We start from the raw sequence: 23,198 nt of genomic DNA, 5'->3' as shown, positions 1-23,198 counted from the left end.
CTCCGATTAAGCGGCGGTAAATTCCGGGTATAGGCTCAGAATGTCGTTAACTTCCTGCTGTGACAGGCCACAATAGCCGCCTGCGCTGGCGTTATGGTTTACCAACTGGATCACGCGCAGAACGTCAGCGCGGCAGGTGAAGCGATAGCGGAAATGGCTACCAATGCCGTCCGGGTTCTTCTCGTCCAGGCGTTCCAGAGTGATAACCAACCTGCGTTCTAATTCGGTGGCGTAGTTTCTTGCTGACGATAAGCGGCAGTAACGCAGGATTTCATTTTCAGTGAAACCATTAACCCCGCTGAACAACATATAGCGGCGGGCCCGGTGCTTCTTCGGTGCTGGCTTGATGGCGGGGATGGCGGTATTATCGTAAGCGCTAATCTGTCCGATAATTCCCGCCTCTGTGCGGGTTTTCTTTTGCATTACGCAACCTCCCCGCGAGAATCAGCAATACGTTGATTAATCCACTCGTTTACCTCACTTTCAACGAAAGCAATAGCGCGAGTACCGATTTTTACAGGCTTAGGGAAACGACCTTGGCTTATTAGTTTGTAAAGACCAGAACGACTATACCCAGTGCGAGTCATAGTTTCTGGTAGTCGAATAAAAGATTTAGGCATTTTATTTACCCTTACTATAATTTTTAGGTATAAAAAAAGCCCAACCATAATTGGCAGGGCTTTTCGTCAGATTTTAGATATAACAAAAACCACAACATGAATACATGTGTGGTTTTTAACAAAAAAATAGATTTTTCAGATAAGTTATAAAAATATTACAACTATTATTTTATCGATCTGCGAATATATCACTATATTTCCACCTACTTTTCAGCAAGGGATAATTGGGTTATTTAAAGATATATGCGCTTTTCAGCGCTCGATTGAAGTGGTGGCACAAGTGTGCTGTCGAGTAACCAGCAGTAAATTTACAAATGAACGTTGGTACCTTGCGGGTACCGATTTGCCACATTCTCTGCGGCCACCAAAAATGTTTAAAGAGCAACGCGCTTTTCAGCGCAACGAACTTAAAGAGCAAAAAAACGTCTACCTACGTCTAATATAGATCACCACTGTTTACTCGTCCAGTGGTATTTACGCAAGTTTCCCGAACGTGCCATGCACCACATTGCCGCCCTGCTCCAAGCTGTCCATATAGTCGGCGTACCACTGAAGCATCTCCCGGCGTCCATCCAGGTATTGGGCGTGGTTGTACGTTCCCCGGATGCTGTTCTTATCGACGTGAGCAAGCTGAGTTTCAATCCATGCAGTGTTATAGCCCTGCTCGTGCAGAATGGTGCTCATGGTGTGGCGGAAGCCGTGACCGGTTGCTCTGCCGTGATAACCAATGCGCTTTATCACCTGGTTAATACTCGCCTCGCTCATCGGCTTGGTGCTGTCATTGCGGCCAGGGAAAACCAGCTTAAAGCGCCCTGTGATTTCCTGTAGCTGGCGAAGCAAGATCAGAACCTGTTCAGAAAGTGGCACCAGATGCGGACGGCGCATCTTCATCCTTTCCTCAGGTACTTCCCAAATCCCTTTATCTAGGTCGAACTCTGCCCACTCGGCGGCACGTAGCTCAATTGTACGGACGCCAGTCAGTAGTAATAACCGAGTCGCTATTTTTGTTACAGGGCTACCGGTGTACTCATTCAGGGATTGAAGAAAATCAGGGAACTCTGCCGCTACTAGGTGCGGGTAATGCTTATGCTTCTGTATCGCGAGTGCCCCCGCTAACTCGCTGGCCGGGTTATTCTCTGCCCTGCCGGTAACGATCGCATAACGGAACGTTTGGCTGCAGGCTTGGCGAATCTTACGCATCTTGTCGAGAACGCCGCGCTTCTCTAACTTGCGCAGCGCCTCCAGAACCTCAAGGGGTTTGATATCAGCAACGGGCCGCTTGCCGATGAAGGGGAAAATATCCTTTTCGAAAGACTCCATCAGATCTTCGGCATAGCCCTTAGACCAGTTTGGCACTTTGTAGGCGTGCCACTCTCTTGCTAGTGCTTCGAAGGTATTTTCTACATTGACTTTTCTGGCTTGTTTTTCTGCTTTTTTCTCTTCTGAAGGGTCAATTCCTGCAGCCAAAAGCTTTTTTGCTTCTTCTCGTTTGAATCGAGCGCCAGCAAGAGAAACATCAGGATAGACTCCGAACGCAAGACGTTTTTCTTTCCCGTCGAATCGATATTTGAGGCGCCAGTAACGAGAACCGCTAGTTGAAACCTCCAAATACAAACCGCCGCCATCAGCGAGCTTGTATGTTTTCTCTTTAGGCTTAGCTGAGTCTACCTGTCTTGCATTCAACTTCATTTGGGGGCACCTCAAAGATCGAACACGTAATGCCCCCTATTATGCCCCCTGATGAGAGTAGATTTTGAGATAACTCAGTACACCATAGTAGACTTTAGAAAGGCTATAGCCTGCATTATAAGGGGGTTTAGTAGATTTTAGTAGACGTTGGGAGAAGTAAAAATGGTACGCCCTACAGGGCTCGAACCTGTGACCTACGGCTTAGAAGGCCGTTGCTCTATCCAACTGAGCTAAGGGCGCATTGAGATGCGGATGTGGCAACCGAGGTTGCGGAGTTGGATTATACGGTCAGAGGTTAACGAGTCAATGCCTTTTCATGATGTGGCAGCGGCAGGCGTGCTTTATGGTGATTTTTCGCACACAAAACGGTAATAGATAACCCTAACGCAATGATCTGCCTGTGCTAATCCCTGTTATCGCGCGGAACGCCTCACAAGGGCCAAAACCACTCATTAGCGGCCCTTTCTGTACCATTGCACCACACGCCAACTCAAGGACGGGCGTTCCGGCTTCACTTTACCTAGCTGATGCAGCATTTGCAGCAACGCCACCGGTGCCGGATGCAGTGACGAATCAAATACCGTTTCACCAATATGCCGTTGTTCATCCGGCAGGTGGTTAATGGGTCGATGCAATGGATAAAGCCGAGTAATGATCATCATGATTCAGGCTCCGTAACGCTGCGATAAAACGAAATACCCTGTGATGCTAGAGAAAAGGGTAAGGCGGAGAAGATAAAAAAAGCGTAGAGGATCACTCTGTTGATATAAAAAAATTATAAATCGTAACGCAATCGTCGGCCTATTCTCGGCATAACGCTGATTCAACGCCTGACAGCGCGCCTCTCTTCTGACAAAATAGTCACATTCCCCCGCTTTTCTTAAATGATGGATTTCCTCACTGATGTCAGCAAAGATTATTGATGGTAAAACGATTGCGCAGCAGGTTAGAAACGAAGTGGCTGAGCAAGTTAAACAACGTCTGGCAGCAGGCAAACGTGCTCCGGGCCTGGCGGTGGTATTGGTCGGTGAGAATCCGGCCTCGCAGATTTATGTCGCCAGCAAACGCAAAGCCTGCGAAGAAGTGGGCTTTATTTCCCGCTCTTACGATCTGCCCGCCACCACCACCGAACCTGAACTGCTGGCGCTGATCGATAAGCTGAATGCCGACGGCGAGATTGACGGCATCCTGGTGCAACTCCCCCTCCCCGCCGGGATCGATAATGTCAAAGTGCTGGAACGTATTCATCCCGATAAAGACGTGGACGGTTTCCACCCTTACAACGTTGGCCGCCTGTGTCAGCGCGCGCCAAAACTGCGCCCTTGCACCCCACGCGGCATTGTCACGCTGCTGGAGCGCTATAACATCGATGCTTACGGCCTGAACGCCGTGGTAGTCGGGGCTTCCAACATCGTTGGCCGCCCGATGAGCATGGAGCTGTTACTGGCTGGTTGCACTACCACCGTCACGCATCGTTTCACCAAAAATCTGCGCCACCATGTCGAACATGCCGATCTGCTGATCGTCGCCGTCGGTAAGCCGGGCTTTATTCCGGGTGAGTGGATCAAACCTGGTGCTATCGTGATCGATGTCGGCATCAACCGTCTGGAAAGTGGTAAAGTGGTCGGCGATGTGGATTTCGCAGCCGCAAGCCAGCGTGCGTCCTACATTACCCCGGTTCCGGGTGGCGTTGGCCCCATGACCGTGGCTACACTGATCCAAAATACCTTGCAAGCCTGCGAGGAATATCACGACGTTCAACCTAAATAAGTTAAGGCAGTATGGAAATTTTTAATCTGGAAAATCACCCTCACGTTGAGCTATGCGATCTGATGAAGTTTCAGGGCTGGTGTGAGAGCGGCGGTGCCGCCAAAGAGGCGATCGCCGAAGGGCATGTTAAAGTTAACGGCCAAGTAGAAACGCGTAAGCGCTGCAAGATCGTTGATGGCCAGAAGGTCAACTATAAAGGCATGAACGTCACGGTCAAAGCCTGATCGTTCAAGCAGCAAAAAGAAAGCCGGGTGGCTCGCGCTCCCCGGCTTTTTCATTATCTCGCTCTTACGCTATTTACGGCGCCAGGTCGTCCCCTGCGGGCCATCTTCCAGCACGATGTTCATCTCATTCAAACGGTCGCGGGCCGCATCGGCCAACGCCCAATCTTTGGCAAGACGTGCATCTTTACGCTGTTTGATGAGTGCTTCAATTTCGGCCACTTCTGCATCATCGGTTTGCGCACCACTTTGCAAGAACTGCTCAGGATCCTGTTGCAACAGGCCCAACACCTTCGCCAACTTACGCAGTTCTGCCGCCAGCCCGTTCGCCGCCGCCAAATCTTCGCTCTTCAGGCGGTTCACTTCACGCGCCAGATCAAACAGCGCTGAATAGGCTTCTGGCGTATTGAAGTCATCGTCCATCGCTTCGCGGAAGCGGGCTTCAAAGGCTTCACCACCGGCAGGCTGCACATTAACATCGGTGCCGCGCAGCGCGGTGTATAAACGCTCCAGAGAGGCACGCGCCTGCTTCAGGTTATCTTCGCTGTAGTTCAACTGGCTGCGATAGTGGCCAGACATCAGGAAGTAACGCACGGTTTCTGCGTCGTAATAGGCCAGCACGTCGCGAATGGTGAAGAAGTTGTTCAATGACTTGGACATCTTCTCTTTATCGATCATCACCATACCGGAGTGCATCCAGTAATTGACGTACGGGCCGTCATGCGCACAGCTGGACTGGGCGATTTCGTTCTCATGGTGCGGGAACATCAGATCGGAACCGCCACCGTGAATATCGAAATGGGTGCCAAGCTGTTTGCCGTTCATCGCCGAACACTCAATGTGCCAGCCTGGGCGGCCAGCGCCCCACGGGGATTCCCAGCTTGGTTCGCCCGGTTTGGACATTTTCCACAGCACAAAGTCCATCGGGTTGCGTTTCACGTCATCCACTTCAACACGCGCCCCGGCCTGCAACTGCTCCAGATCCTGACGCGACAGCAAGCCGTAGTCTGGATCGCTGTCGATAGAGAACATCACATCGCCGTTGCTGGCGACATACGCGTGATCGCGCGCGATCAAACGCTGGGTGATCTCGATAATTTCATGGATGTGGTGCGTAGCGCGCGGTTCCAGATCCGGGCGCTCGATCAGCAGCGAATCAAAATCCGCATGCATCTCTGCCAGCATCCGCGTGGTCAGTTGATCGCAGGTTTCGCCGTTCTCTGCCGCGCGGCGGATAATTTTATCGTCCACATCGGTGACGTTGCGCACATAGTTGAGCGAATAGCCGAGATAACGCAGGTAGCGCGCCACCACGTCGAAAGCCACAAAGGTACGCCCATGGCCGATGTGACACAGGTCATAAATGGTTACCCCGCACACGTACATGCCCACGTTACCGGCATGAATAGGCTTGAATTCCTCTTTTTGACGACTCAGGGTATTGAAGATCTTTAGCATCAGGGTATTCCGTGGTGTGCAATGTTGATCGGGTTAACCCACGTATTGAAACCCGAAAGGCTGAGCTAATGCAAGGTTAAGCCCAAGGATTGCTGATTTCAGCGACAGAAAGCGGCATAAAATCAGAGTTCCGCCCATGGGTTCGATTGCTGACTCACTCATTGAGATATGTTATAAAGCCGGTCTGATCGTTCACCTCAGATGTGAAATCTCACTTCATCTTGTTAGGACTAAACTATGGTTACTTTCCACACCAATCACGGCGACATCGTTATCAAAACCTTCGCTGAGCAAGCGCCGGTTACCGTTGAAAACTTCCTGAGCTACTGCCGTGAAGGTTTTTACGACAACACCATCTTCCACCGTGTGATTAACGGCTTTATGGTGCAGGGCGGTGGTTTTGAAGCTGGCATGCGTCAGAAAGACACCAAAGCCACCATCAAAAACGAAGCCAACAACGGCCTGAAAAACACTCGTGGCACCTTGGCGATGGCGCGTACCAACGATCCACACTCTGCTACCGCACAGTTCTTTATCAACGTGGTGGATAACGACTTCCTGAACTTCCGTGGCGAAAACGCCCAGGGTTGGGGTTACTGCGTGTTCGCCGAAGTGGCAGAAGGCCTGGACGTGGTCGACAAAATCAAAGGCGTGAAAACCGGCCGCAGCGGCATGCACCAGGACGTGCCGGTGGAAGATGTGGTGATCACCAGCGTTACCATCAGCGAGTAATCGCCGCCGCATGAGCACACTGTTTATCGCAGATTTGCATCTATGCGCACAGGAACCGGCAATCACTGCCGGTTTTCTGCGTTTTTTGCAGCGTGAAGCCGTTCACGCCGATGCGTTATACATTCTGGGCGATCTGTTCGAAGCCTGGATTGGTGACGACGATCCTGAACCTTTGCACGGTGAAATCGCCGCGGCGTTAAAAGCGCTGCAATTGGCTGGCACCCCCTGCTACTTTATCCACGGCAACCGCGATTTCTTGCTCGGCGAGCGTTTCGCCCAGGCCAGCGGCATGATCCTGCTGCCGGAACAACAGGTGGTTGAGCTGTATGGCCGCAGAATCCTGATCATGCACGGCGATACTTTGTGTACCGACGATCAAGCGTATCAGGAATTCCGCCGTAAAGTGCATAACACCTGGATCCAGAAGCTGTTTCTGGTTCTGCCGTTGCGCTGGCGTCTGAATATCGCCGCCAAAATGCGCGCGCGCAGCCAACAAACCAATCAGTATAAGTCTGAAGCGATCATGGACGTTAATCCACAGGCCGTTGAGCAAGCGATGCTGCACCACAACGTACACTGGCTGATCCACGGGCACACCCATCGCCCAGCGATCCATCCGCTTACGCTGAGTACGGGCAAGGCCCAGCGTGCGGTGCTAGGAGCCTGGCATGTGGAAGGTTCAATGATTAAAGTGACGCCAGAAGCCGTTGAACTGATCGCATTCCCTTTCTGACAATTCGGTACTTTTGACGGCAAAACCCACGACGCAACCGTTTTCCTCGCCATACACTCATGATATGCTCTAGGCCCTCATCCGGCCTGCCGGGCCGACATCTGTACAACGACAGGAGCCATACCCACATGGGAGCCAACGCTGCTTCAGCCACCAATGCTGAGGTTAAAATCGCAATTGTAATGGGATCAAAAAGTGACTGGGCCACCATGCAGTTTGCGGCCGAAGTCCTGACTATGCTCGATGTCCCGTTCCATGTCGAAGTCGTCTCCGCCCATCGCACGCCAGACAAACTGTTCAGCTTTGCCGAACAGGCGAGCGCCAAGGGTTTGGATGTGATCATCGCCGGTGCCGGTGGTGCAGCGCATCTGCCGGGCATGCTGGCGGCGAAAACGCTGGTTCCGGTGCTGGGTGTTCCAGTACAAAGCGCCGCGTTGAGCGGCGTCGACAGCCTGTATTCGATAGTGCAGATGCCACGCGGCATTCCCGTCGGCACGCTGGCGATTGGTAAAGCCGGTGCGGCGAATGCTGGCTTGTTGGCGGCGCAAATCCTGGCATTGCACGACGCAGCACTGGCACAGCGTTTAGCCGCCTGGCGTCAAGCGCAAACTGACGATGTGCTGAATAACCCAGACCCGCGGGAGGAAGCATGAAGCCGGTTTGCGTACTGGGTAATGGCCAACTGGGGCGCATGCTGCGTCAGGCTGGCGAACCACTGGGGATTGCGGTTTATCCGGTAGGCATCGACGCCGAACCGGAAGCGGTACCCTATCAGAACAGCGTGATCACCGCCGAGATCGAACGCTGGCCAGAAACCGCGCTAACGCGCGAACTCGCCACCCACAGCAACTTCGTCAACCGCGATATTTTCCCACGTTTGGCCGATCGCCTGACGCAAAAACAACTGCTCGATCAACTTAATCTGGCTACCGCCCCGTGGCAACTGCTGGCAAGCAGCGATCAATGGCCACAGGTGTTTGCCAATTTGGGTGAATTGGCGATCGTTAAACGCCGCGTCGGCGGTTACGATGGTCGTGGGCAGTGGCGTTTACGCCCAGGCCAGCAAAACCAGTTACCGGCCGATGCTTACGGCGAATGTATTGTCGAACAGGGGATCAATTTCTCTGGCGAAGTGTCTCTGGTGGGCGCGCGCGGCCATGATGGCCGGTCGGTGTTCTATCCGTTGACCCACAATCTGCATGAAGACGGCATCCTGCGCACCAGCGTGGTTCTGCCGCAGCCAAACCCGGCGTTGCAGCAGCAGGCTGAGCAGATGCTGTCGGCGATCCTCAATGAATTGAACTACGTTGGCGTGATGGCGATGGAGTGCTTTATCGTCGGCGATCGCCTGTTGATCAACGAACTGGCACCACGGGTACACAACAGCGGGCATTGGACGCAGAACGGTTCATCGATCAGCCAGTTTGAACTGCATTTACGTGCCATTCTTGATTTGCCACTGCCCACGCCGGTGGTCAATACGCCGTCGGTGATGGTCAACCTGATTGGCACGGCGGTGAATCTGCAATGGCTGGCTCTGCCGCTGGTGCATCTGCACTGGTATGAGAAAGAGGTGCGCGCAGGCCGCAAGGTTGGGCACTTGAATCTCAACGATCCCGATGCCGCATCGTTACAGCAGGCATTGCAAGCCTTGGCACCCTTGCTGCCAGCCGAATACCAAAGTGGTTTGGCCTGGGCGCAACAAAAGCTGGGGTAATGGCTCCCCAAATCCCCTCCGTTCAAACCAGCCAATCGCCCCCTTTACGGGGGCAAATACCTCTTCAATACGGCTTTGCCTAATTCAACATCGTCTATTCTATTCAGTAGTCAGTCTGTGTATCCCTGCATCTGAGCCAGGAGTGTTCTATGAAACTTTTTTCGCCCAATAGACGTCAGACTTGTACTTTCGCCATGGTTGCCCTGTTCAGTACCGCTGCCCCGGCCGACATATTACTTAACGGTACCCGTGTGATTTATCTGTCGAATGCCAAAGACGTCAATCTTTACGTCCAAAACGTTGGTTCATCCTCCGTGCTGCTACAAAACTGGATCGATGATGGCGATGCTGACGCCAAACCGGCCACCAGCAAAGTGCCCTTCTTTTTAAGCCCACCGACAAGCCCACTCGAACCGGGTAAAAGCCAGATACTGCGCATCAACTACACCGGTAACAATCTGCCGATGGATAAAGAGTCGCTGTTCTGGCTGAACGTGCTGGAAATCCCGTCCAAGGGCCAGATAGAGCCCAACGCCAAACGCCCGCAGATAGCCTACCGTAGCCGTATCAAACTGTTCTATCGCCCGGCAGGTTTGCAAGGTGATGCCAATAATGCTGCCAAAGCGATCACCTGGAGTACCCAAAGCCGCCGCATGCAAGCCAACAACCCTACGCCCTATTACGTCTCTTTCGCGAATATGTCGGTCAATGGCAAAAAACTCGAAGGAACCATAGTAGCCCCTTATTCCACGCTGGTATTAGATCTGCCAGCCCAGGCTGGCAACAAGGTTAGCGGCAGCTTTGTCAACGACTACGGGAGCATCAATCCCTTCAATGCGGTGGTTGAATAACCTCTCCGTTCAAGTTGATAGCCAATAACCGAGCCAAGGCAGCGATATCTTGTGGCCGATCGACCGGGTTAACCGCAAGCGCACCGTCGATGGCTCGCAAAAACGGCAGGGAATAACCGGGCAGTTGTCGCTGTGCCAAGGGTTGATAGGTGTCTTCAATGCAGCGCGTCAGGCTAACCGGCGGTAAACGGCCAGTGATGAGCGTAGACACCAGCGCACCGATGGAATAGATATCGGACCAGGGGCCGTGGGCATATCCGCCGGTGTTGCAATAGAGTTCCGCCGCGGAGAAGCCGGGTTTTAACACGATGTTGGTCTTTTTCTGGCCATCCGCTGCCAGAAAGCAGGCGGAGCCGAAATCCAGCAAAATCGGCTGATGGTGCTCCTCAACCTGTATGTTATCCCATGAAATATCCCGATGCAGGCAGCCCTGCTGATGCACCGCCGCCACGGTATGCAGCAGCGAAGCGAGTAACGTTCTGAGCCAAACTTCGGTCACCATCGCAGGGTTTTGCGCATAGCATTTTTTCAGGGTGGTGCCGCCGTAAAGCGGCGTACTGATGTAGGCGGTACCATTTTCCTGCCAGAAATCCAACAGCGGCGGTATACAGGGGTGAGCAAGGCTGCCGAGTATTTTGGCTTCCTGACGAAAATAGTCCCGCCCGGCGTTAAACGTCGGCAGCAGGAAAGGGTTGCGCGGCGTCACCGAGCCATCATCGTTGCGCATCGCGATCGTGGTAGGGATATATTCCTTAACGGCGACAAAACGCTGCTGCCGGTGATCGAAAGCCTGATAAACGATGCTGAAGCCGCCTTCGCCGATCACCTGCTGAATTTCTAACTGTGCAAAGCGATAGCCCGGAGGCAGCGCCTGAGCGCCGCACCCGAACACCTCCGTGGCCAACCCTTCATACTCTGTCAGCACGGCCGGTTCTCCGTCTGATTACGCACGGAAGTCATAGACAAAGGCCTTATCGCCATAGCTGATATGCAGGTGGCGGAACTGCTGCAACTCGGTACTGGCGGTCAGCAAACGATGGCTGATCTGTGGCAACAGGGTATTGGTCAGGATGGTATCCACCATCCGCCCGCCGGACTCCACCTCCGTACAGCGGTTGACGATCTGCTGGATCACCTCATCATCAAACGAGCAAGTCATGTGGTGGCTTTCCTGCAAACGCTTACGGATCCGCTCCAATTGCAGCTTCACGATATCCCCCATTACCGCGTCGCTCAGCGGGTAGTAAGGGATCACGTTCAACCGGCCGAGCAGCGCGGCAGGGAACGCCCGCAGCAGGGTATCGCGCAGCGCGGCGGTGAGTTGCTCACATTCCGGCAGCAGGGCCGGATCGGCGCACAGCGCGTTCACCACCTCGCTGCCCACGTTGGAGGTGAGAATGATGATGGTGTTACGGAAATCGATGCGTTGCCCTTCGCCATCTTCCATCCAGCCTTTATCGAACACCTGATAGAAGATCTCATGCACGTCGGAGTGCGCTTTCTCGATCTCATCGAGCAGGATCACGCTGTAAGGGCGGCGGCGCACCGCTTCGGTCAGCACACCTCCTTCGCCGTAACCCACGTAGCCGGGAGGCGCGCCTTTCAGGGTGGACACGGTGTGCGGTTCCTGAAACTCACTCATGTTGATGGTGATAACGTTGCGCTCCCCGCCGTAGAAATTTTCTGCCAGCGCGTGGGCGGTTTCGGTTTTTCCCACGCCGGAGGGGCCACACAGCATAAATACCCCGATGGGCTTGTTCGGGTCATCCAGGCTGGCGCGCGAGGTAATCAGGCGGCGGGCGATCAGTTCCAGACCGTGTTTCTGGCCGATCACCCGTTCGTTTAAGCTGTCTGCCAGTTTGAGCACCGCTTCCACTTCATTTTTCATCATGCGGCCCAGCGGAATGCCGGTCCAGTCGGCCACCACCGAGGCGATGGTGTTGGCATCTACCGAGGAGAACAACAGCGGATCGTCCCCCTGCACCGCAGCCAACTGTTGTTGTAGTTCGTTGAGATCCGAGCGCAATGCATCCTCGTCATCCGCTATTTCACCGGGGCGATAGATTCTGGCGCGCAGTTCGATAATCTCGTTCACCAGCACCCGCTCGTCGTTCCAACGGGCGTTCAGAGCGGCCAACTGCTGCTGCGTCTGCGCCAACTGCTGTTTGATCTGCTCTGGGCGCTGCGCATCACCGGCCCCGATGCGCACATCACGCACCGCGACTTCCAGTTCGGTTTCCAGCGCTTCAATATGGCGGCGGCAACTTTCCACCCGGCCCGGCTCGGCGTGCTGGCTGACCGCCACCCTGGCGCAGGCGGTATCCAGCAGGCTGATGGCTTTGTCTGGCAATTGGCGGTCAGGAATATAGCGGTGGGAAAGGCGCACCGCCGCTTCTACCGCTTCATCCAGCAGGATGATCTGGTGATGTTTTTCCAGCGTGTGGCGCAGGTGGCGCAGCATTAGCACCGCCTTATTCTCATCAGGTTCAAGTACCTGCACCACCTGAAAGCGGCGCGTCAAAGCCGGATCTTTTTCGATGTATTTTTTATATTCCGACCAGGTGGTAGCACCGATAGTGCGCAACTGCCCACGCGCCAGAGCGGGTTTCAGCAGGTTGGCCGCATCACCGGTGCCCTGCGCGCCGCCTGCGCCGATCAGCGTGTGGATTTCATCAACGAACAGGATGATCGGCGACGGGCTGGACTGCACCTCGTCAATCACCGCGCGCAGGCGCTGCTCAAACTCGCCCTTAGCACCCGCTCCCGCCTGCAACATCCCCATATCCAGCTGATACAGCGTGACGTCACGCAGTTTAGGCGGTACATCGCCCGCGGCGATATAGGCCGCCAGCCCTTCCACCACCGCAGTTTTCCCCACGCCGGCCTCGCCGGTCAGCAACGGGTTGTTCTGCCGACGGCGCATCAGGATATCGACGATTTGCCGGATCTCTTCATCACGCCCGGTCACCGGATCCAGCTCGCCACGGCGCGCTTTTTCCGTCAGGTTGCTGCCGTATTGCTCAAGCATGCTTTCACCGCTGCGGGGTGATGCCGAAGCGCTGCTGCTCTGCGCGGCGGCCATCGCGGTTTCAGAAGAAGAAACCAGGATCGCCTCAAACTGCTGCAACAGGTTTTCGCTGTTGATCTGGCTGAAGCAGGGCGAAATCGCCAACAGCTGATTATGCAGATTGGTGGTATTCAGCATCCCCAACAGCAAGTGGCCGCCGCGGATCTGCTGGGCACCGAATTTTAGCGAACTGTAAACCCACGAACGTTCAACGGCGCTGTCGATATGTTCCGACAGATCCGACACCGAGCTGGCACCGCGCGGCAGCCGATCGATGGCGGCAACTACATCCTCACCCAGCTTGCCCGCATTGATGCCAAAGTGGCGGATAATCTGCTGCCAGTCGCCGTCTGGATGCTGTAGCAACTGATGGATCCAGTGGGTCAGTTCAACATAGGGGTTGCCCCTGAGTTTGCAAAATGAGGTGGCATTTTCCAGGCTGCTGAGTAACAGGCCGTTTAATTTGCCAAACAGAACTGCGCGGCTGATCTCTCTCATGCTTACACCTTAATGATTTGTTTTAACGAATGTTAATGGCAATACTGACCTTCGAGCGGCTCGGGTGAAAAAATCAGATCGCCCGCATCGTTGTCACCTTCCGCATCACGTAACCAGCTACTCAACCCAAGGCGCTGCCCGCCGCTCAGCGTTGCTCTGCTGATTTCCTCCTTGCGCAGGATCAGGCGCACATCCCAGATATATTCGATGCCGACGTAGTGCCGCACCCAGTCGCGCAGCGCGATCGCCTGCGGGCCGCCGGGCATAAAGCGGTGATACTCCGCCAGCGACATCGGCCCCAGCTCAATGCGGAACTTGTGCTGAACGTCGCGCACGGCGCGGCCAAGAAACGCATCGCGCCCCAGTTGCAGCGCCTGGCCCGCCACCAGTTGCGTCTGCTGCTCCGGGGCAATGGCCAACCAGACGGGAATGTTCTCGATGATGCGCACCGGCACCTGAAAGTAGTAACGCAGGATCTTGGCCAGCCCTTCGGCATCGCGCCCCTGCCGCACCAGGTGCCCCGCCATATAGTATTTGGCGTGGGTGGGCAGGCTGTCCCTTGGGCGCAATGAGTCTGCGCCCAAGCCCACCAGCGAGGAAAGGTAGCGGGTAAAGGACTGATTGTCTTCGCGATCGAGCGAAACGGTGGGCTGGCTGTTGGCCCAGGCGCGATAAAACAGCAGGATCAGGCGATGGTGGAACAGATTGATAAAGTCGAGCAGCGTCCGGTCCTGATTGTGCAGATAACGTTCACGCACATATTCGGTAAAATGCAGCGGCAGCGGGCCGTTGGGGCCGAACAGCCCGAAGCTGTAGATCAGCAACTGGTATGACGGCGAATTATTGGCTGGCCCGGCGCTGGCCAGCGTGGAGGGCGCGAACGACAGCGAAGGCTGCTGCCCCAGGCGGATCGGCTCCTGGCGCGGATGCGGTGCGCGCCCGAGAGGCCAGTCGAGCCCGCCCTGCGCGTCAAGGCGCCGCAGGATCTGAAACAGATCGTGCTCATACGGGTGCTCGGTGAGCGAGGTCCAGAAATCCTCCGGCAGGCGCTGGTTGCTGCGAGTGTTCAAATCAGGGTTCTCCTGCCAATCCGCGGCGTCCACTGGGCGATCTTACCGCGCTGCGGGGTGCTCAGTGAGGTGGTCACAAAGGTGTTCATCGTCACCATCCGGCTGAACAAGCGCTCCAGCACGCAGCCGAGCAGGTAAGGCGTGTTGCCGGAAAACGCCTGTTCATCGATGGTCAGCGCAATGGCGACGCCGCGTGAAAACACGATCGGCCCAGGTGCTGGCGCACGGTGATAAGCAGGCGACAGACGGCAGTGCTGCACCCCTTTGATCTCCTTGGTAATCTGCGGTTCATCCAGCTTGGCGTACAGCGTCAGCAGCTCCCTGAGCGCCCGTGCGCCCTGTTCGTCATCCCCTTCCATCAGGTTGAGATAATCCAACTGCAACTGGCTGATCAACCCCCAGGAGATGCGGCCTTCCGCCAGCGCCTCTCGCGGCGGTGACAGCGGGGTTTTCAACGTCACCTGACGCAGCGGGATCGAGTCGGCCACCACAAAAGAGAGCGCCTCCTGCCGTTGCAGCAACAGGGGCAGATCGCGGTTGGTGACCAGCACTTCTGCCGTGATGTACTCCAGTTCGTTGCGCCAAGGGGTGTGATAGGCATCAACCAGAGACAGAAACACCTCCGATCCGGGATAGCTGCTGCGTGTCCCCTGGCGCTGGCTTTGTACCGAAGGCGGGCGCGGCGAACGGCGCAGGGAGAAATAGGCACCGTAGTTCTGCCCGTCGCGCCCCTGGGTGCAATAAAACGGCCGGAACTCCTGTTCCTGCTGGCTGTTGGCCGGGGTGCCCCACAGCCGTTGCACGGAGAACACCTCAAAATCCAGCGGCTGAATATTATCCACCACCAGATGGTATTCATTGGTTTTATCATTCAGCGTGATGCGCTCCGCCACCTTGGGGAACAGGTTGATCACCGGCGTGCAGTGCAGCGAAAGGTGGCTGGCGTCAACGCGCTTGGCCAACGACGGGACTTCTTTATCCAGCAGCAGAACGATCTCAAACTCCCGCACGCTGGCATTCTGCGTTTTGCCCGCGCCAAACAGCGCGGCCAGCCCAGAGATGCTGAAAAAGCGGAAACGGGCGGGAAAGGCAAAATACTCTTGCAGCAGGCGATAACCGTCAAAATTGCGCAGATCATCGGGTAACAGTGCCTGATCGGCGTCGAACCCTTCATGGTTCAGCCGCTCTTTCGGCAGATAGAGGCGCTGCTGGGGAACCGCGCCCACCGGCTGGCAGATAATCCCGGTGGTGTGCTGCATCAGCAGCTCCAGCAGTTGCATGGCTTCCAGATCCTGGCCGCTGAGGTAGAACATCAGTTTATCCAGATTCAGGCTGTCAAAGGTGACGTTATCGTCCAGCCGCAGGCGGATGTGCAGCGCATGGCGGCTGGCGTTACGGTTAAACTTGGCGGTGCTGACGATATCGGCGGGCAGCGCGCCCAACGAAACCTGGTTGATGCTGAGCGGATAAAGCATCACGTCATGGGCGGTGCGGTACTTGCAGACCACCCCGTTCTTCCTGAAGGTGTCGCAGGTCATCACCGTACCGCGCGGCACCAGGAAACCGGCGTTAATGTTGCCTTTGCGGCCATCCGGGTGCAGCTCGGCCACCGCCATCGACGGGGTTGGCGAAAGGTAATTGGGGTAAATCACCTCCAGCATCCGCTGCGAGAAACGCGGGAACTCGGCGTCCATCTTCAGCTGAATGCGCGAAGTGAGAAAGGCAAAGCCTTCCATCAGGCGCTCAACGTAAGGATCGCCAACATCAATCCCCTGCATCCCCAGGCGGCCCGCCACTTTCGGGTAGCTTTCGGCGAACTCCGCGCCCATTTCGCGCAGATAGAGCAGCTCACGGTTATAGTACTCAAGCAGTTTACTGTCCATGTACTCACCCTATGTCTTTGAGATTGAAATAACCGTTTTCCAAATCGACGTCAGAACGAAAACAGAACTCCAGCGGATGGGGGCTACACCACAGCAGCCCACGGATCTCGATCGACAGGACGTTGTGCGTATCCAAGTCATCACTGCCGGAAATACACAGCAGCTTCAACTGCTCCGGAATAATGCGCGGTTCAAAGTTGAGGATGGCCTGAGTGAGGTTTTTCTGGATATCCGGCCACTCAATTTCCGACATCCTTTTCCCCGCCAGCGGCGTAATGCCGTAGTTAAGGGTAGAACGCCGGACCTCGGGAAAGGCTTGCAGATCGATCATCGGCTCGTTGTTGTTGCAGTTAAACAGCCACTGCAAATCGCGCAGGATCATTTTCCGCAGCATGCTGTGCGAAATGGTCTTGTTTCTGTCCGCTTCCCGCTTATTCTGCGGTTCAAAATCCGTCAGCCGATCAAACAGCGCGGGCAGCATCCGATCGCGGGAAGACACCCCGTCGCTGTTTCTCCGGCCAACCCGTGCCGCGACGGCGGGCGAACCCACCGGGGCGGCTGTGCGCTCGTTGGTGGTATCAGTCATTACGGCTCATCCGTGGTGAACTGCACCTGCCGCAGGGTCAGCAGCGCGCACTCATCGTCATCGGTGATCCAGGATTTTTGCCCCTGCCCCGCATAGTGGCCGTTATCGCTCAGGGTCTGCCAGTCGGTTTTACGCCCAAGGCGGTGGGCATCTTCGCTACCTTCGGTGAGCGGATAACGTGCCGGGATCTGGCACACCTGCTGCTTGCCGGAGCGCCATTTCACCATGGCATGCGCCCAGATCAGATGAACCACATTTTGCGGTGGCTGGAAGGTGATCGACTCAAGCTCATGAAACGGCACCCAGTAGTAGCGGTGGTCCAGAAACAGTTCACAAACCGGCCCCAGGCGGCTGTCGGCGTCTGCCAGCCAAGCGAAGTAGCTGGCCGGTGCGGATTCCTCATCGCCGTTGAGCGAGAACTGACCGGCGTTCTCAGCCGCCAGTTCGAAAGCGCGATCGCGCAGCTGGCTGGCCTGCTGTGGCGCGGCGCGCAGCGCTTCTGCCAACAGCAACAGCCATTCCTGCGGCGGCGTAAAGAACGCCGGGGCGATTTCTCCGCTGAACACCTGCTCGCGCTGCATTTCTGCCGCTACGCAGTCAGCCAACTGCTGCGTGGTGGGGGTAGCCTGTGGCGTCAACGCCTGCCAGGCTTGCAACTGGGTGTTGGCGCGGTGCCAATCGCCGTGCAACAGCAACAGTTGGACCCATTCGGCGCGTTTGTCCGCATCGGCGGGAGCCGCTTTGACCGCCGCTTCGCTATGCTCCAGGGCGGTGGCTAACGGTTGACCTTTCAGAACAGAGAGCAATGATTTCACGGTTTATCTCCTGCTTCTTTGGCAATTCGGTGTCTGGAAGACGACCTTTTCTTCCAGGGGAAGTATCTGCAACAGCGTGGATTCCTGCGGGGAACCGATCCAGACGGCGATCGCGCTGTAGTTATCCTGCTGTGAGAGCGGCGGTGCCAAGTGTTCGATCAGCGTCAGCCACTCGCTGGGGGTATGGGCCAGGCGCAGCGTATATTCCAGCTGCGCCAGGTTATAGCGTTTCCAGAAGCCGTCGCTGCACAGCAAAAACACATCGCCATCGGCCAGGGAGAGCGTCGGGCTGTAAGTGGCATCCTGATGGTTACCGGTGCCGAGAGCGGCATACAGCAGGTTGTCGGGCAGCCCCCCGGTGTGAAAACCGGCATCTTTCATTTTTTGCACCAGGCTATGATCCGTGGTGGACTGGCACAGGTAGCCGTTGCGGAACAGGTAGAGCCTGCTGTCGCCAGCATGCACCCAATGGGCCTGCTGGGTGGCGCGATCGATAAACAGCGCCACCAGCGTGGTGCGCATGCGGCTGTAGCACTGATCCTGCTGCTGCGCCTGCTGAATCACCTGTTGGAGTTGGGCGATCAGCGCAGGCACCTCATCGGGCTGGCAGGGGTTGCCCTGCCCGGCGTGATCCAGCAGAAACTGGCAGGCCAGCGCGGCGGCTTGCCCCCCGCCCGCATCGCCTGCCACGCCATCGCACAGCACGAAACAGGCCGCCTGTTCACCCAGATACTCGCCGGTTTTATCCTGATTCTGCGCGCGGCTGCCCTGGTTCGAGCACCAGACGGCTTCTATTTTCATTACGGTGCCTTCTGATTTTGAGACGCTTTGTATTGACGGATCTCAAGGTCATAAGCGTGGAGAAATGCCTCACCGAACAGGGTGTGAAAATCATCCTCCACCTCGTTGGCCACCCGCTGATAGTGGTTTTTCAACGCGTCCCACAGCGCCGCCTTACGGTTGCCCGAGAACACCCCTTTGCTTGGCAGCATGCCCTGCTCCGCCGCCATTTTCTCCAGGTTATCGGGGTGGAAGGTTTGCAGCATGGCGGCAATGATGGCGCGCACTCCGGCAATCATGCCCAACTGATGGGCCTGTAGATCGATCATCGCGTCACGCACGGCGTTTTCCGGCGGAATAAAGCCCGGCATCGGGGTGCTGAACATCTGCAACAGCACGGTTTTGCCCGAGGGCAGCATCTTGAACGGGTTGTTCTCCTCTTCCAGGATCATGGTCATTTCGGCTTTCAGGCCGCGCTTGAGAATGCTGCGCGACGACAGCAGCGCCACGGTGCCCTGTGAGAACAGGCTGAGCAGCTTGCCAGCAAGGTAGAGCTGCTCTGGCGAAAAGTCCGGTTGCAGCACCGCATCATCCAGCCCCAGCCCGGCCACAAACGCGCTGAACAGCTCACCGTGCAACTGTTCCTGCGAGGCGGATTTGGCCGGTTTGAACGGCTGATGCCGTACCGGATCGACCCCTAGCCGCGTCAACGCGGCCGATAGATCACCCACCTGTGCTTCGGCAGGTTCCCTACCGGAGATCTCCTGCTCCTGGGCGGCAAAATCATTCAGGGAAAAGTGATCGGCAGCGCGGATCTGCTCCGCCCAGGTGAGATCTTCATGCTGGGCGAGCGCTTCCGGCCTGGTTTCTGCCTGTGGCGGCGCAGGCGCATCCGCCGCGGGAACGGGGCTAGATGCTGCGGGCCATGTCGCCAGCGTCGGGTCAAAGGCGGCACCGTCGTCCATGGTTGAGGCGAGTGGCACCGCGTTGTCGGCAAACAGGCCGAGCAGCACGTCGTCTTCGCTGCCAATGTCGGCATTCAGTGCCCACTCTGCCGCCAGTTCATCCGGCAGAGTCAAGATCGGTGGCGCATGATCCGTTGCCGGTGGCTGCGCGGTCTCAGGCGCGGCGTGATCTTCTGCGGACCATTTGCGGTTCACCGACAGCACGCTGGGCGTGGTGTCCTTCATAATCGGCGGCAGGGAGAAGGGATCATCCAGCGCAAACAGGCGGTCTGGATCGACCATTCTCTCATGTAAAGAAGCCAGTTCGGTTTCTTCCGCCATCGCCAACGGATCTTTCCCAGAACGGTTGTCCGGTTCATTGGCAAACAGGGGATGGCTCGGATCGTGAGGTAACGGCCTTTTATGCTGCGGTTGGTGCAACAGAAATTCGGCTTCCAGGTTGTCCCACACCGCTTCATCGATGTCATTAACCGATGACGCCGCCCCATGAGACTGTAAGAGCGGAGCCAGGGAAACCGGGTGATCCATCAGGCTCACGCTGAACTGGTAACCCGCGATGTCGAGAACGTCGCCTTCAGCCAGCGGTTGCTGAACGTTATGCGGCAGTTCACCGCCGTTCAGCAGCAGCGCGGTGGTGCTGCCCCGCTGCGTAATGTGGGCTTCCCCGTTGGGAGCAATGTGCACAACGGCCTGCAGACGGGAAATCGCCCGGTTTTGGTCAGGCAGGATCAGCGTATTGTTGGTATCGCGCCCAATGGTTCCACCCGGTGCCGTAAAGTCACAGTAATTCTGGGGTAACCGTTCATTGTCCCGGTTCCTGATCATCGTTAGCCGCATAGACACTTTCCCTTTTATATTTTCTTGCCAGAGTCGCTGCTTTATTTTTTATACCCAATGGATTTCAAGATGCAGGCAGCGCCCCCCTGCATCTTGAAAGACAGCGGATAAAGTGGACGATTTCCCTGGAAACCAAGGAAATCGTCCTGATCAATTACGCTTCGCAGTTCTGTTTAATATCCCAGCCAGCGCTGCTTTCTGCGCCTTTGCCTCCTTGCTCGGTTTGCTCCCAGTATTGCTGCTGAACTTTGGCAGCCTGGAAGGAATAGAGAATACCCACGGTGTCTTCATCATCGGCACCGGTGTATTGAATATTGGTGACCAAAACATCGTCCAGCGTGATTCTGGCGTATTCCATCTGCCCGCCACCGGCTTTGCAGACGGATAATTCGACTTTGCCCAGGTGTTTACCGCTAGCACAATGCTTCAGCAGGGCCGGAGTGGATTTATCGATCAATGCCTTAATATGCAGATCGTTAAAGCAGACTTTCCCGGTACCACCGCCACCGCCAACGCCCATATTTCCCGGCTGAGAGGCGCCCCAGGTAAAGGAAATAATGTCGGTCCAACCTTTGTGATTAGCGTCTTTGGATTCACCATTAGCGCCATCAACTTTCATGAACATATCAATTGCCATAGCTAAAGCCTCTTGGGTCTAGAGTTAAGTAAATTCCGTTTTATGAAGCAACGGTGGTTCACGGCATTAGAAATCCCAACCTTCCGGGAAACGAAAATTGCGATCTCCATGCTGTTCTTTATGCCCTGAAGTTAAAATTTTGGTATTAATGACCCGCAATCGAAATATCAGGGCTCGTTCTTGTTTAATTAACTTTGTTTTAATGACGGCAGTTTCGAAACCAAGCGTAACGAAACGGTCAATCCTTCCAGCTGATAATGGGGACGCAGGAAAAACTTCGCCGAGTAATATCCCGGCGCATCTTCAATTTCCTGCACCTGTACCTCTGCCGCCGCCAGCGGTTTTCTGGCTTTAGTCTCTTGCGACGAGTTGGCCGGATCGCCGTCGACGTAATTCATGATCCAGTTGTTCAGCCACACTTCCATATCGCTGCGCTCACGGAATGAGCCGATCTTGTCGCGCACGATGCACTTCAGGTAATGCGCAAAGCGGCAGCAGGCGAACAGATAAGGCAGGCGGGCCGCCAGTTGGGCGTTGGCCGTGGCATCGGGATCGTAATATTCCGCCGGTTTTTGCAGCGATTGAGCACCGATAAACGCCGCGAAGTCGGAGTTTTTACGGTGGATCAGCGGCATAAAGCCGTTTTTCGCCAGTTCGGCTTCGCGCCGATCGCTGATGGCAATTTCAGTCGGGCACTTCATGTCCACGCCGCCATCATCGCTGGGGAAGGTGTGGCACGGCAGATCGGCTACCGCACCACCGGATTCAACGCCGCGAATGGCGGTACACCAGCCGTACTCCTTAAACGAGTGGTTGATGTTGGTGGCCATCGCGTAAGCCGCATTAGTCCAGGTATAGTTTTCGTGGTTGGCGCTGTCGGTATCTTCTTCAAAATCAAACTCATCCACCGGGTTGGTTTTGATACCGTAAGGCAAGCGCGAGAGAAAACGCGGCATGGTCAGGCCGATATAGCGTGCATCTTCCGATTCACGCAGGCTGCGCCACGGGGCGTATTCGGTATTCTGGAAGATCTTGGTCAGATCGCGCGGATTCCCCAGTTCCTGCCAGGACTCCATCTGCATCACGCTGGGCGATGCTCCAGAGATAAACGGGCAGTGCGAAGCCGCACTGATTTTGGCCATTTCACCGAGCAGCTCCACGTCTGGCGGGCTGTGATCAAAATAGTAATCCCCCACCAGGCAACCAAACGGCTCGCCGCCGAACTGACCATATTCCTGCTCGTAGATGCTTTTGAACAGCGGGCTCTGATCCCAACCCACGCCTTTATAGCGCTTCAGCGCCCGGCCCAGCTCACGTTTGGAGATGCTCATAAAGCGAATTTTCAGCATCTCGTCGGTTTCGGTGTTGTTGACCAAGTAGTGCAAACCCTGCCAGGCACCTTCCAGTTTCTGGAATTTCTCGTGGTGGATGATTTTGTTGATCTGCCGCGACAGCTTATTGTCGATCTCCGCAATCAGCGCCTGAATGGTGCGATAGGCATCGGCAGACACGGTGACGGTATTTTCCAACGCCTGCTGTGCCAGCGTTTTTACCGCATTTTCCACCGCTTCTTTCGCCTGATCGGTTCTGGGGCGAAACTCTTTTTGCAGCAGCGAGTTGAACTCATCGCTGGTATAGGCTTTGGCCGCGGGCGCGGTGTAGTGCTCAAGTTGGCTCATGGTTTACTCCTCCGCCACCGGGGCTACGCTGGCAGGGCTATCGGTTTCCGGTTTGGGTGCCCGGGTCAGTGACTGCAACAGCGCCGGGTTGCTCAGTACGCTGGTAATCAGCTCCTCGGCACCGTTTTTGCCGTCCATGTAGGAGAGCAGGTTCGACAGTTGGGTACGGGCTTCCAGCAGGTGGCTCAGCGGTTCGACCTTGCGTGCGATCTCTGCCGGAGAGAAATCGTTCATGTTTTCAAAGACCAGTTCGACGTTCAGGTGGCCGTCATCATTCAGGGTGTTCTCCACCTGGAAAGCGACTCTGGGCTTGAGTGATTTCATGCGATCGTCGAAGTTATCGATGTCGATCTCGAGAAACTTGCGCTCTTCCAGATTGGGCTGTGGCTCAAGGGGCGTTCCCACCAGATCGGCCATCACCCCCATCACGAAAGGCAACTGGATCTTGCGTTCCGCACCGTAGATCTCGACGTCGTACTCGATCTGTACGCGGGGTGCCCGGTTGCGGGCAATAAATTTCTGCCCGCTGCGAGTTTTGACATTTGCCATTATTTTCTCCATAAAACACTGTTATTAGAGGTTTTTGATAA

The 23,198-nt window shown here is 55.7% G+C and carries 23 protein-coding genes and 1 tRNA gene; 7 read left to right on the top strand and 17 right to left on the bottom strand.

Annotated features, from left to right (window positions below):
- Window positions 1-6 precede the first annotated feature (6 nt).
- The 5 genes from ACX9GT_RS06485 to ACX9GT_RS06465 form a co-directional block, all read right to left on the bottom strand.
- Window positions 7-423 carry a hypothetical protein gene (locus ACX9GT_RS06485; RefSeq protein ID WP_473190338.1) on the bottom strand — a complete coding sequence of 139 codons (417 nt, stop codon included), beginning with the start codon at window positions 421-423 and terminating at the stop codon, window positions 7-9.
- On the bottom strand, window positions 423-620 hold the full coding sequence (locus ACX9GT_RS06480) for a helix-turn-helix transcriptional regulator (protein WP_473190337.1): 198 nt from the start codon (window positions 618-620) through the stop codon (window positions 423-425). Before ACX9GT_RS06480 ends, ACX9GT_RS06485 begins: the two co-directional genes overlap by 1 nt.
- Window positions 621-1,094: 474 nt before the next feature.
- Window positions 1,095-2,309, bottom strand: a complete 1,215-nt coding sequence (locus ACX9GT_RS06475) for a tyrosine-type recombinase/integrase (RefSeq protein WP_473190336.1) — start codon at window positions 2,307-2,309, stop codon at window positions 1,095-1,097.
- Between the two features lie 163 nt (window positions 2,310-2,472).
- Window positions 2,473-2,549 (bottom strand) — tRNA-Arg (locus ACX9GT_RS06470).
- Window positions 2,550-2,761: 212 nt separating this feature from the next.
- Window positions 2,762-2,971, bottom strand: coding sequence for a hypothetical protein (locus ACX9GT_RS06465; protein ID WP_473190335.1), 210 nt, complete (start codon window positions 2,969-2,971; stop codon window positions 2,762-2,764).
- A 241-nt stretch (window positions 2,972-3,212) separates the two neighbouring features.
- Between ACX9GT_RS06465 and folD the strand changes: the two genes are divergently transcribed.
- Both folD and ybcJ read left to right on the top strand, forming a co-directional pair.
- Window positions 3,213-4,079, top strand: a complete 867-nt coding sequence (gene folD, locus ACX9GT_RS06460) for a bifunctional methylenetetrahydrofolate dehydrogenase/methenyltetrahydrofolate cyclohydrolase FolD (protein ID WP_473190334.1) — start codon at window positions 3,213-3,215, stop codon at window positions 4,077-4,079.
- Window positions 4,080-4,090: 11 nt separating this feature from the next.
- Window positions 4,091-4,303 (top strand): ribosome-associated protein YbcJ, encoded by a 213-nt coding sequence (gene ybcJ / locus ACX9GT_RS06455; RefSeq protein WP_473190333.1) that lies wholly within the window; start codon window positions 4,091-4,093, stop codon window positions 4,301-4,303.
- Between the two features lie 69 nt (window positions 4,304-4,372).
- On the opposite strand, the gene cysS is transcribed toward ybcJ, so the two are convergent.
- The gene (gene cysS / locus ACX9GT_RS06450) at window positions 4,373-5,758 is read right to left on the bottom strand and encodes a cysteine--tRNA ligase (RefSeq protein WP_473190332.1); all 1,386 of its coding nucleotides are present in this window, start codon (window positions 5,756-5,758) and stop codon (window positions 4,373-4,375) included.
- A 237-nt stretch (window positions 5,759-5,995) separates the two neighbouring features.
- Between cysS and ppiB the strand changes: the two genes are divergently transcribed.
- The 5 genes from ppiB (at window position 5,996) to ACX9GT_RS06425 (ending at window position 9,791) form a co-directional block, all read left to right on the top strand.
- Window positions 5,996-6,490, top strand: a complete 495-nt coding sequence (ppiB, locus tag ACX9GT_RS06445; protein ID WP_459399561.1) for a peptidylprolyl isomerase B — start codon at window positions 5,996-5,998, stop codon at window positions 6,488-6,490.
- 10 nt (window positions 6,491-6,500) lie between these two features.
- On the top strand, window positions 6,501-7,223 hold the full coding sequence (locus ACX9GT_RS06440) for a UDP-2,3-diacylglucosamine diphosphatase (RefSeq protein ID WP_473190331.1): 723 nt from the start codon (window positions 6,501-6,503) through the stop codon (window positions 7,221-7,223).
- Window positions 7,224-7,351: 128 nt separating this feature from the next.
- A complete protein-coding gene (gene purE, locus ACX9GT_RS06435; protein ID WP_473190330.1) occupies window positions 7,352-7,876 on the top strand; it encodes a 5-(carboxyamino)imidazole ribonucleotide mutase in 525 nt (174 codons plus the stop codon).
- Window positions 7,873-8,940, top strand: a complete 1,068-nt coding sequence (gene purK, locus ACX9GT_RS06430; protein WP_473190329.1) for a 5-(carboxyamino)imidazole ribonucleotide synthase — start codon at window positions 7,873-7,875, stop codon at window positions 8,938-8,940. The genes purE and purK overlap by 4 nt, the downstream gene beginning before the upstream one ends.
- Before the next feature lie 149 nt (window positions 8,941-9,089).
- Window positions 9,090-9,791, top strand: a complete 702-nt coding sequence (locus tag ACX9GT_RS06425) for a fimbrial biogenesis chaperone (protein ID WP_473190328.1) — start codon at window positions 9,090-9,092, stop codon at window positions 9,789-9,791.
- Here the strand turns inward: ACX9GT_RS06425 and ACX9GT_RS06420 are convergent.
- From ACX9GT_RS06420 to tssB, 11 genes are all read right to left on the bottom strand, one after another.
- A complete protein-coding gene (locus ACX9GT_RS06420; RefSeq protein ID WP_473190327.1) occupies window positions 9,772-10,716 on the bottom strand; it encodes a serine/threonine protein kinase in 945 nt (314 codons plus the stop codon). The two genes, ACX9GT_RS06425 and ACX9GT_RS06420, sit on opposite strands and share 20 nt — an antisense overlap.
- Before the next feature lie 18 nt (window positions 10,717-10,734).
- Entirely contained in the window at window positions 10,735-13,356 is a 2,622-nt protein-coding gene (gene tssH, locus ACX9GT_RS06415; protein ID WP_473190326.1) for a type VI secretion system ATPase TssH, read from the bottom strand.
- Window positions 13,357-13,388: 32 nt separating this feature from the next.
- The gene (gene tssG / locus ACX9GT_RS06410; RefSeq protein WP_473190325.1) at window positions 13,389-14,426 is read right to left on the bottom strand and encodes a type VI secretion system baseplate subunit TssG; all 1,038 of its coding nucleotides are present in this window, start codon (window positions 14,424-14,426) and stop codon (window positions 13,389-13,391) included.
- Window positions 14,423-16,309 carry a type VI secretion system baseplate subunit TssF gene (gene tssF / locus ACX9GT_RS06405; protein ID WP_473190324.1) on the bottom strand — a complete coding sequence of 629 codons (1,887 nt, stop codon included), beginning with the start codon at window positions 16,307-16,309 and terminating at the stop codon, window positions 14,423-14,425. The genes tssG and tssF overlap by 4 nt, the downstream gene beginning before the upstream one ends.
- A 4-nt stretch (window positions 16,310-16,313) precedes the next feature.
- Window positions 16,314-16,895 carry a type VI secretion system baseplate subunit TssE gene (gene tssE, locus ACX9GT_RS06400; RefSeq protein ID WP_473190323.1) on the bottom strand — a complete coding sequence of 194 codons (582 nt, stop codon included), beginning with the start codon at window positions 16,893-16,895 and terminating at the stop codon, window positions 16,314-16,316.
- Window positions 16,895-17,710, bottom strand: coding sequence for a type VI secretion system accessory protein TagJ (locus ACX9GT_RS06395; protein WP_473190322.1), 816 nt, complete (start codon window positions 17,708-17,710; stop codon window positions 16,895-16,897). Before ACX9GT_RS06395 ends, tssE begins: the two co-directional genes overlap by 1 nt.
- A gap of 3 nt (window positions 17,711-17,713) precedes the next feature.
- The gene (locus tag ACX9GT_RS06390; RefSeq protein WP_473190321.1) at window positions 17,714-18,511 is read right to left on the bottom strand and encodes a PP2C family protein-serine/threonine phosphatase; all 798 of its coding nucleotides are present in this window, start codon (window positions 18,509-18,511) and stop codon (window positions 17,714-17,716) included.
- Window positions 18,511-20,292 carry a type VI secretion system-associated FHA domain protein TagH gene (gene tagH / locus ACX9GT_RS06385; protein ID WP_473190320.1) on the bottom strand — a complete coding sequence of 594 codons (1,782 nt, stop codon included), beginning with the start codon at window positions 20,290-20,292 and terminating at the stop codon, window positions 18,511-18,513. Before tagH ends, ACX9GT_RS06390 begins: the two co-directional genes overlap by 1 nt.
- Before the next feature lie 154 nt (window positions 20,293-20,446).
- Window positions 20,447-20,929: an Hcp family type VI secretion system effector gene (locus ACX9GT_RS06380; protein ID WP_459399574.1), complete on the bottom strand. Its 483-nt coding sequence runs from the start codon at window positions 20,927-20,929 to the stop codon at window positions 20,447-20,449.
- A 188-nt stretch (window positions 20,930-21,117) separates the two neighbouring features.
- Window positions 21,118-22,608 carry a type VI secretion system contractile sheath large subunit gene (tssC, locus tag ACX9GT_RS06375; protein ID WP_473190319.1) on the bottom strand — a complete coding sequence of 497 codons (1,491 nt, stop codon included), beginning with the start codon at window positions 22,606-22,608 and terminating at the stop codon, window positions 21,118-21,120.
- A 3-nt stretch (window positions 22,609-22,611) separates the two neighbouring features.
- Window positions 22,612-23,157 carry a type VI secretion system contractile sheath small subunit gene (tssB, locus tag ACX9GT_RS06370; protein ID WP_473190318.1) on the bottom strand — a complete coding sequence of 182 codons (546 nt, stop codon included), beginning with the start codon at window positions 23,155-23,157 and terminating at the stop codon, window positions 22,612-22,614.
- Window positions 23,158-23,198: the final 41 nt, after the last annotated feature.

Source organism: Serratia sp. YWN4 (assembly GCF_055790845.1).
This window is presented reverse-complemented; position numbering and strand designations above follow the sequence as displayed.

Excerpts from the sequence above, each read along its gene's own strand:
- ACX9GT_RS06485 (WP_473190338.1), bottom strand. The coding sequence starts at position 423 with ATGCAAAAGAAAACCCGCACAGAGGCGGGAATTATCGGACAGATTAGC.
- ACX9GT_RS06480 (WP_473190337.1), bottom strand. The coding sequence starts at position 620 with ATGCCTAAATCTTTTATTCGACTACCAGAAACTATGACTCGCACTGGG.
- ACX9GT_RS06475 (WP_473190336.1), bottom strand. The coding sequence starts at position 2,309 with ATGAAGTTGAATGCAAGACAGGTAGACTCAGCTAAGCCTAAAGAGAAA.
- ACX9GT_RS06465 (WP_473190335.1), bottom strand. The coding sequence starts at position 2,971 with ATGATGATCATTACTCGGCTTTATCCATTGCATCGACCCATTAACCAC.
- folD (WP_473190334.1), top strand. The coding sequence starts at position 3,213 with ATGTCAGCAAAGATTATTGATGGTAAAACGATTGCGCAGCAGGTTAGA.
- ybcJ (WP_473190333.1), top strand. The coding sequence starts at position 4,091 with ATGGAAATTTTTAATCTGGAAAATCACCCTCACGTTGAGCTATGCGAT.
- cysS (WP_473190332.1), bottom strand. The coding sequence starts at position 5,758 with ATGCTAAAGATCTTCAATACCCTGAGTCGTCAAAAAGAGGAATTCAAG.
- ppiB (WP_459399561.1), top strand. The coding sequence starts at position 5,996 with ATGGTTACTTTCCACACCAATCACGGCGACATCGTTATCAAAACCTTC.
- ACX9GT_RS06440 (WP_473190331.1), top strand. The coding sequence starts at position 6,501 with ATGAGCACACTGTTTATCGCAGATTTGCATCTATGCGCACAGGAACCG.
- purE (WP_473190330.1), top strand. The coding sequence starts at position 7,352 with ATGGGAGCCAACGCTGCTTCAGCCACCAATGCTGAGGTTAAAATCGCA.
- purK (WP_473190329.1), top strand. The coding sequence starts at position 7,873 with ATGAAGCCGGTTTGCGTACTGGGTAATGGCCAACTGGGGCGCATGCTG.
- ACX9GT_RS06425 (WP_473190328.1), top strand. The coding sequence starts at position 9,090 with ATGAAACTTTTTTCGCCCAATAGACGTCAGACTTGTACTTTCGCCATG.
- tssH (WP_473190326.1), bottom strand. The coding sequence starts at position 13,356 with ATGAGAGAGATCAGCCGCGCAGTTCTGTTTGGCAAATTAAACGGCCTG.
- tssF (WP_473190324.1), bottom strand. The coding sequence starts at position 16,309 with ATGGACAGTAAACTGCTTGAGTACTATAACCGTGAGCTGCTCTATCTG.
- tssE (WP_473190323.1), bottom strand. The coding sequence starts at position 16,895 with ATGACTGATACCACCAACGAGCGCACAGCCGCCCCGGTGGGTTCGCCC.
- ACX9GT_RS06390 (WP_473190321.1), bottom strand. The coding sequence starts at position 18,511 with ATGAAAATAGAAGCCGTCTGGTGCTCGAACCAGGGCAGCCGCGCGCAG.
- tagH (WP_473190320.1), bottom strand. The coding sequence starts at position 20,292 with ATGCGGCTAACGATGATCAGGAACCGGGACAATGAACGGTTACCCCAG.
- ACX9GT_RS06380 (WP_459399574.1), bottom strand. The coding sequence starts at position 20,929 with ATGGCAATTGATATGTTCATGAAAGTTGATGGCGCTAATGGTGAATCC.
- tssC (WP_473190319.1), bottom strand. The coding sequence starts at position 22,608 with ATGAGCCAACTTGAGCACTACACCGCGCCCGCGGCCAAAGCCTATACC.
- tssB (WP_473190318.1), bottom strand. The coding sequence starts at position 23,157 with ATGGCAAATGTCAAAACTCGCAGCGGGCAGAAATTTATTGCCCGCAAC.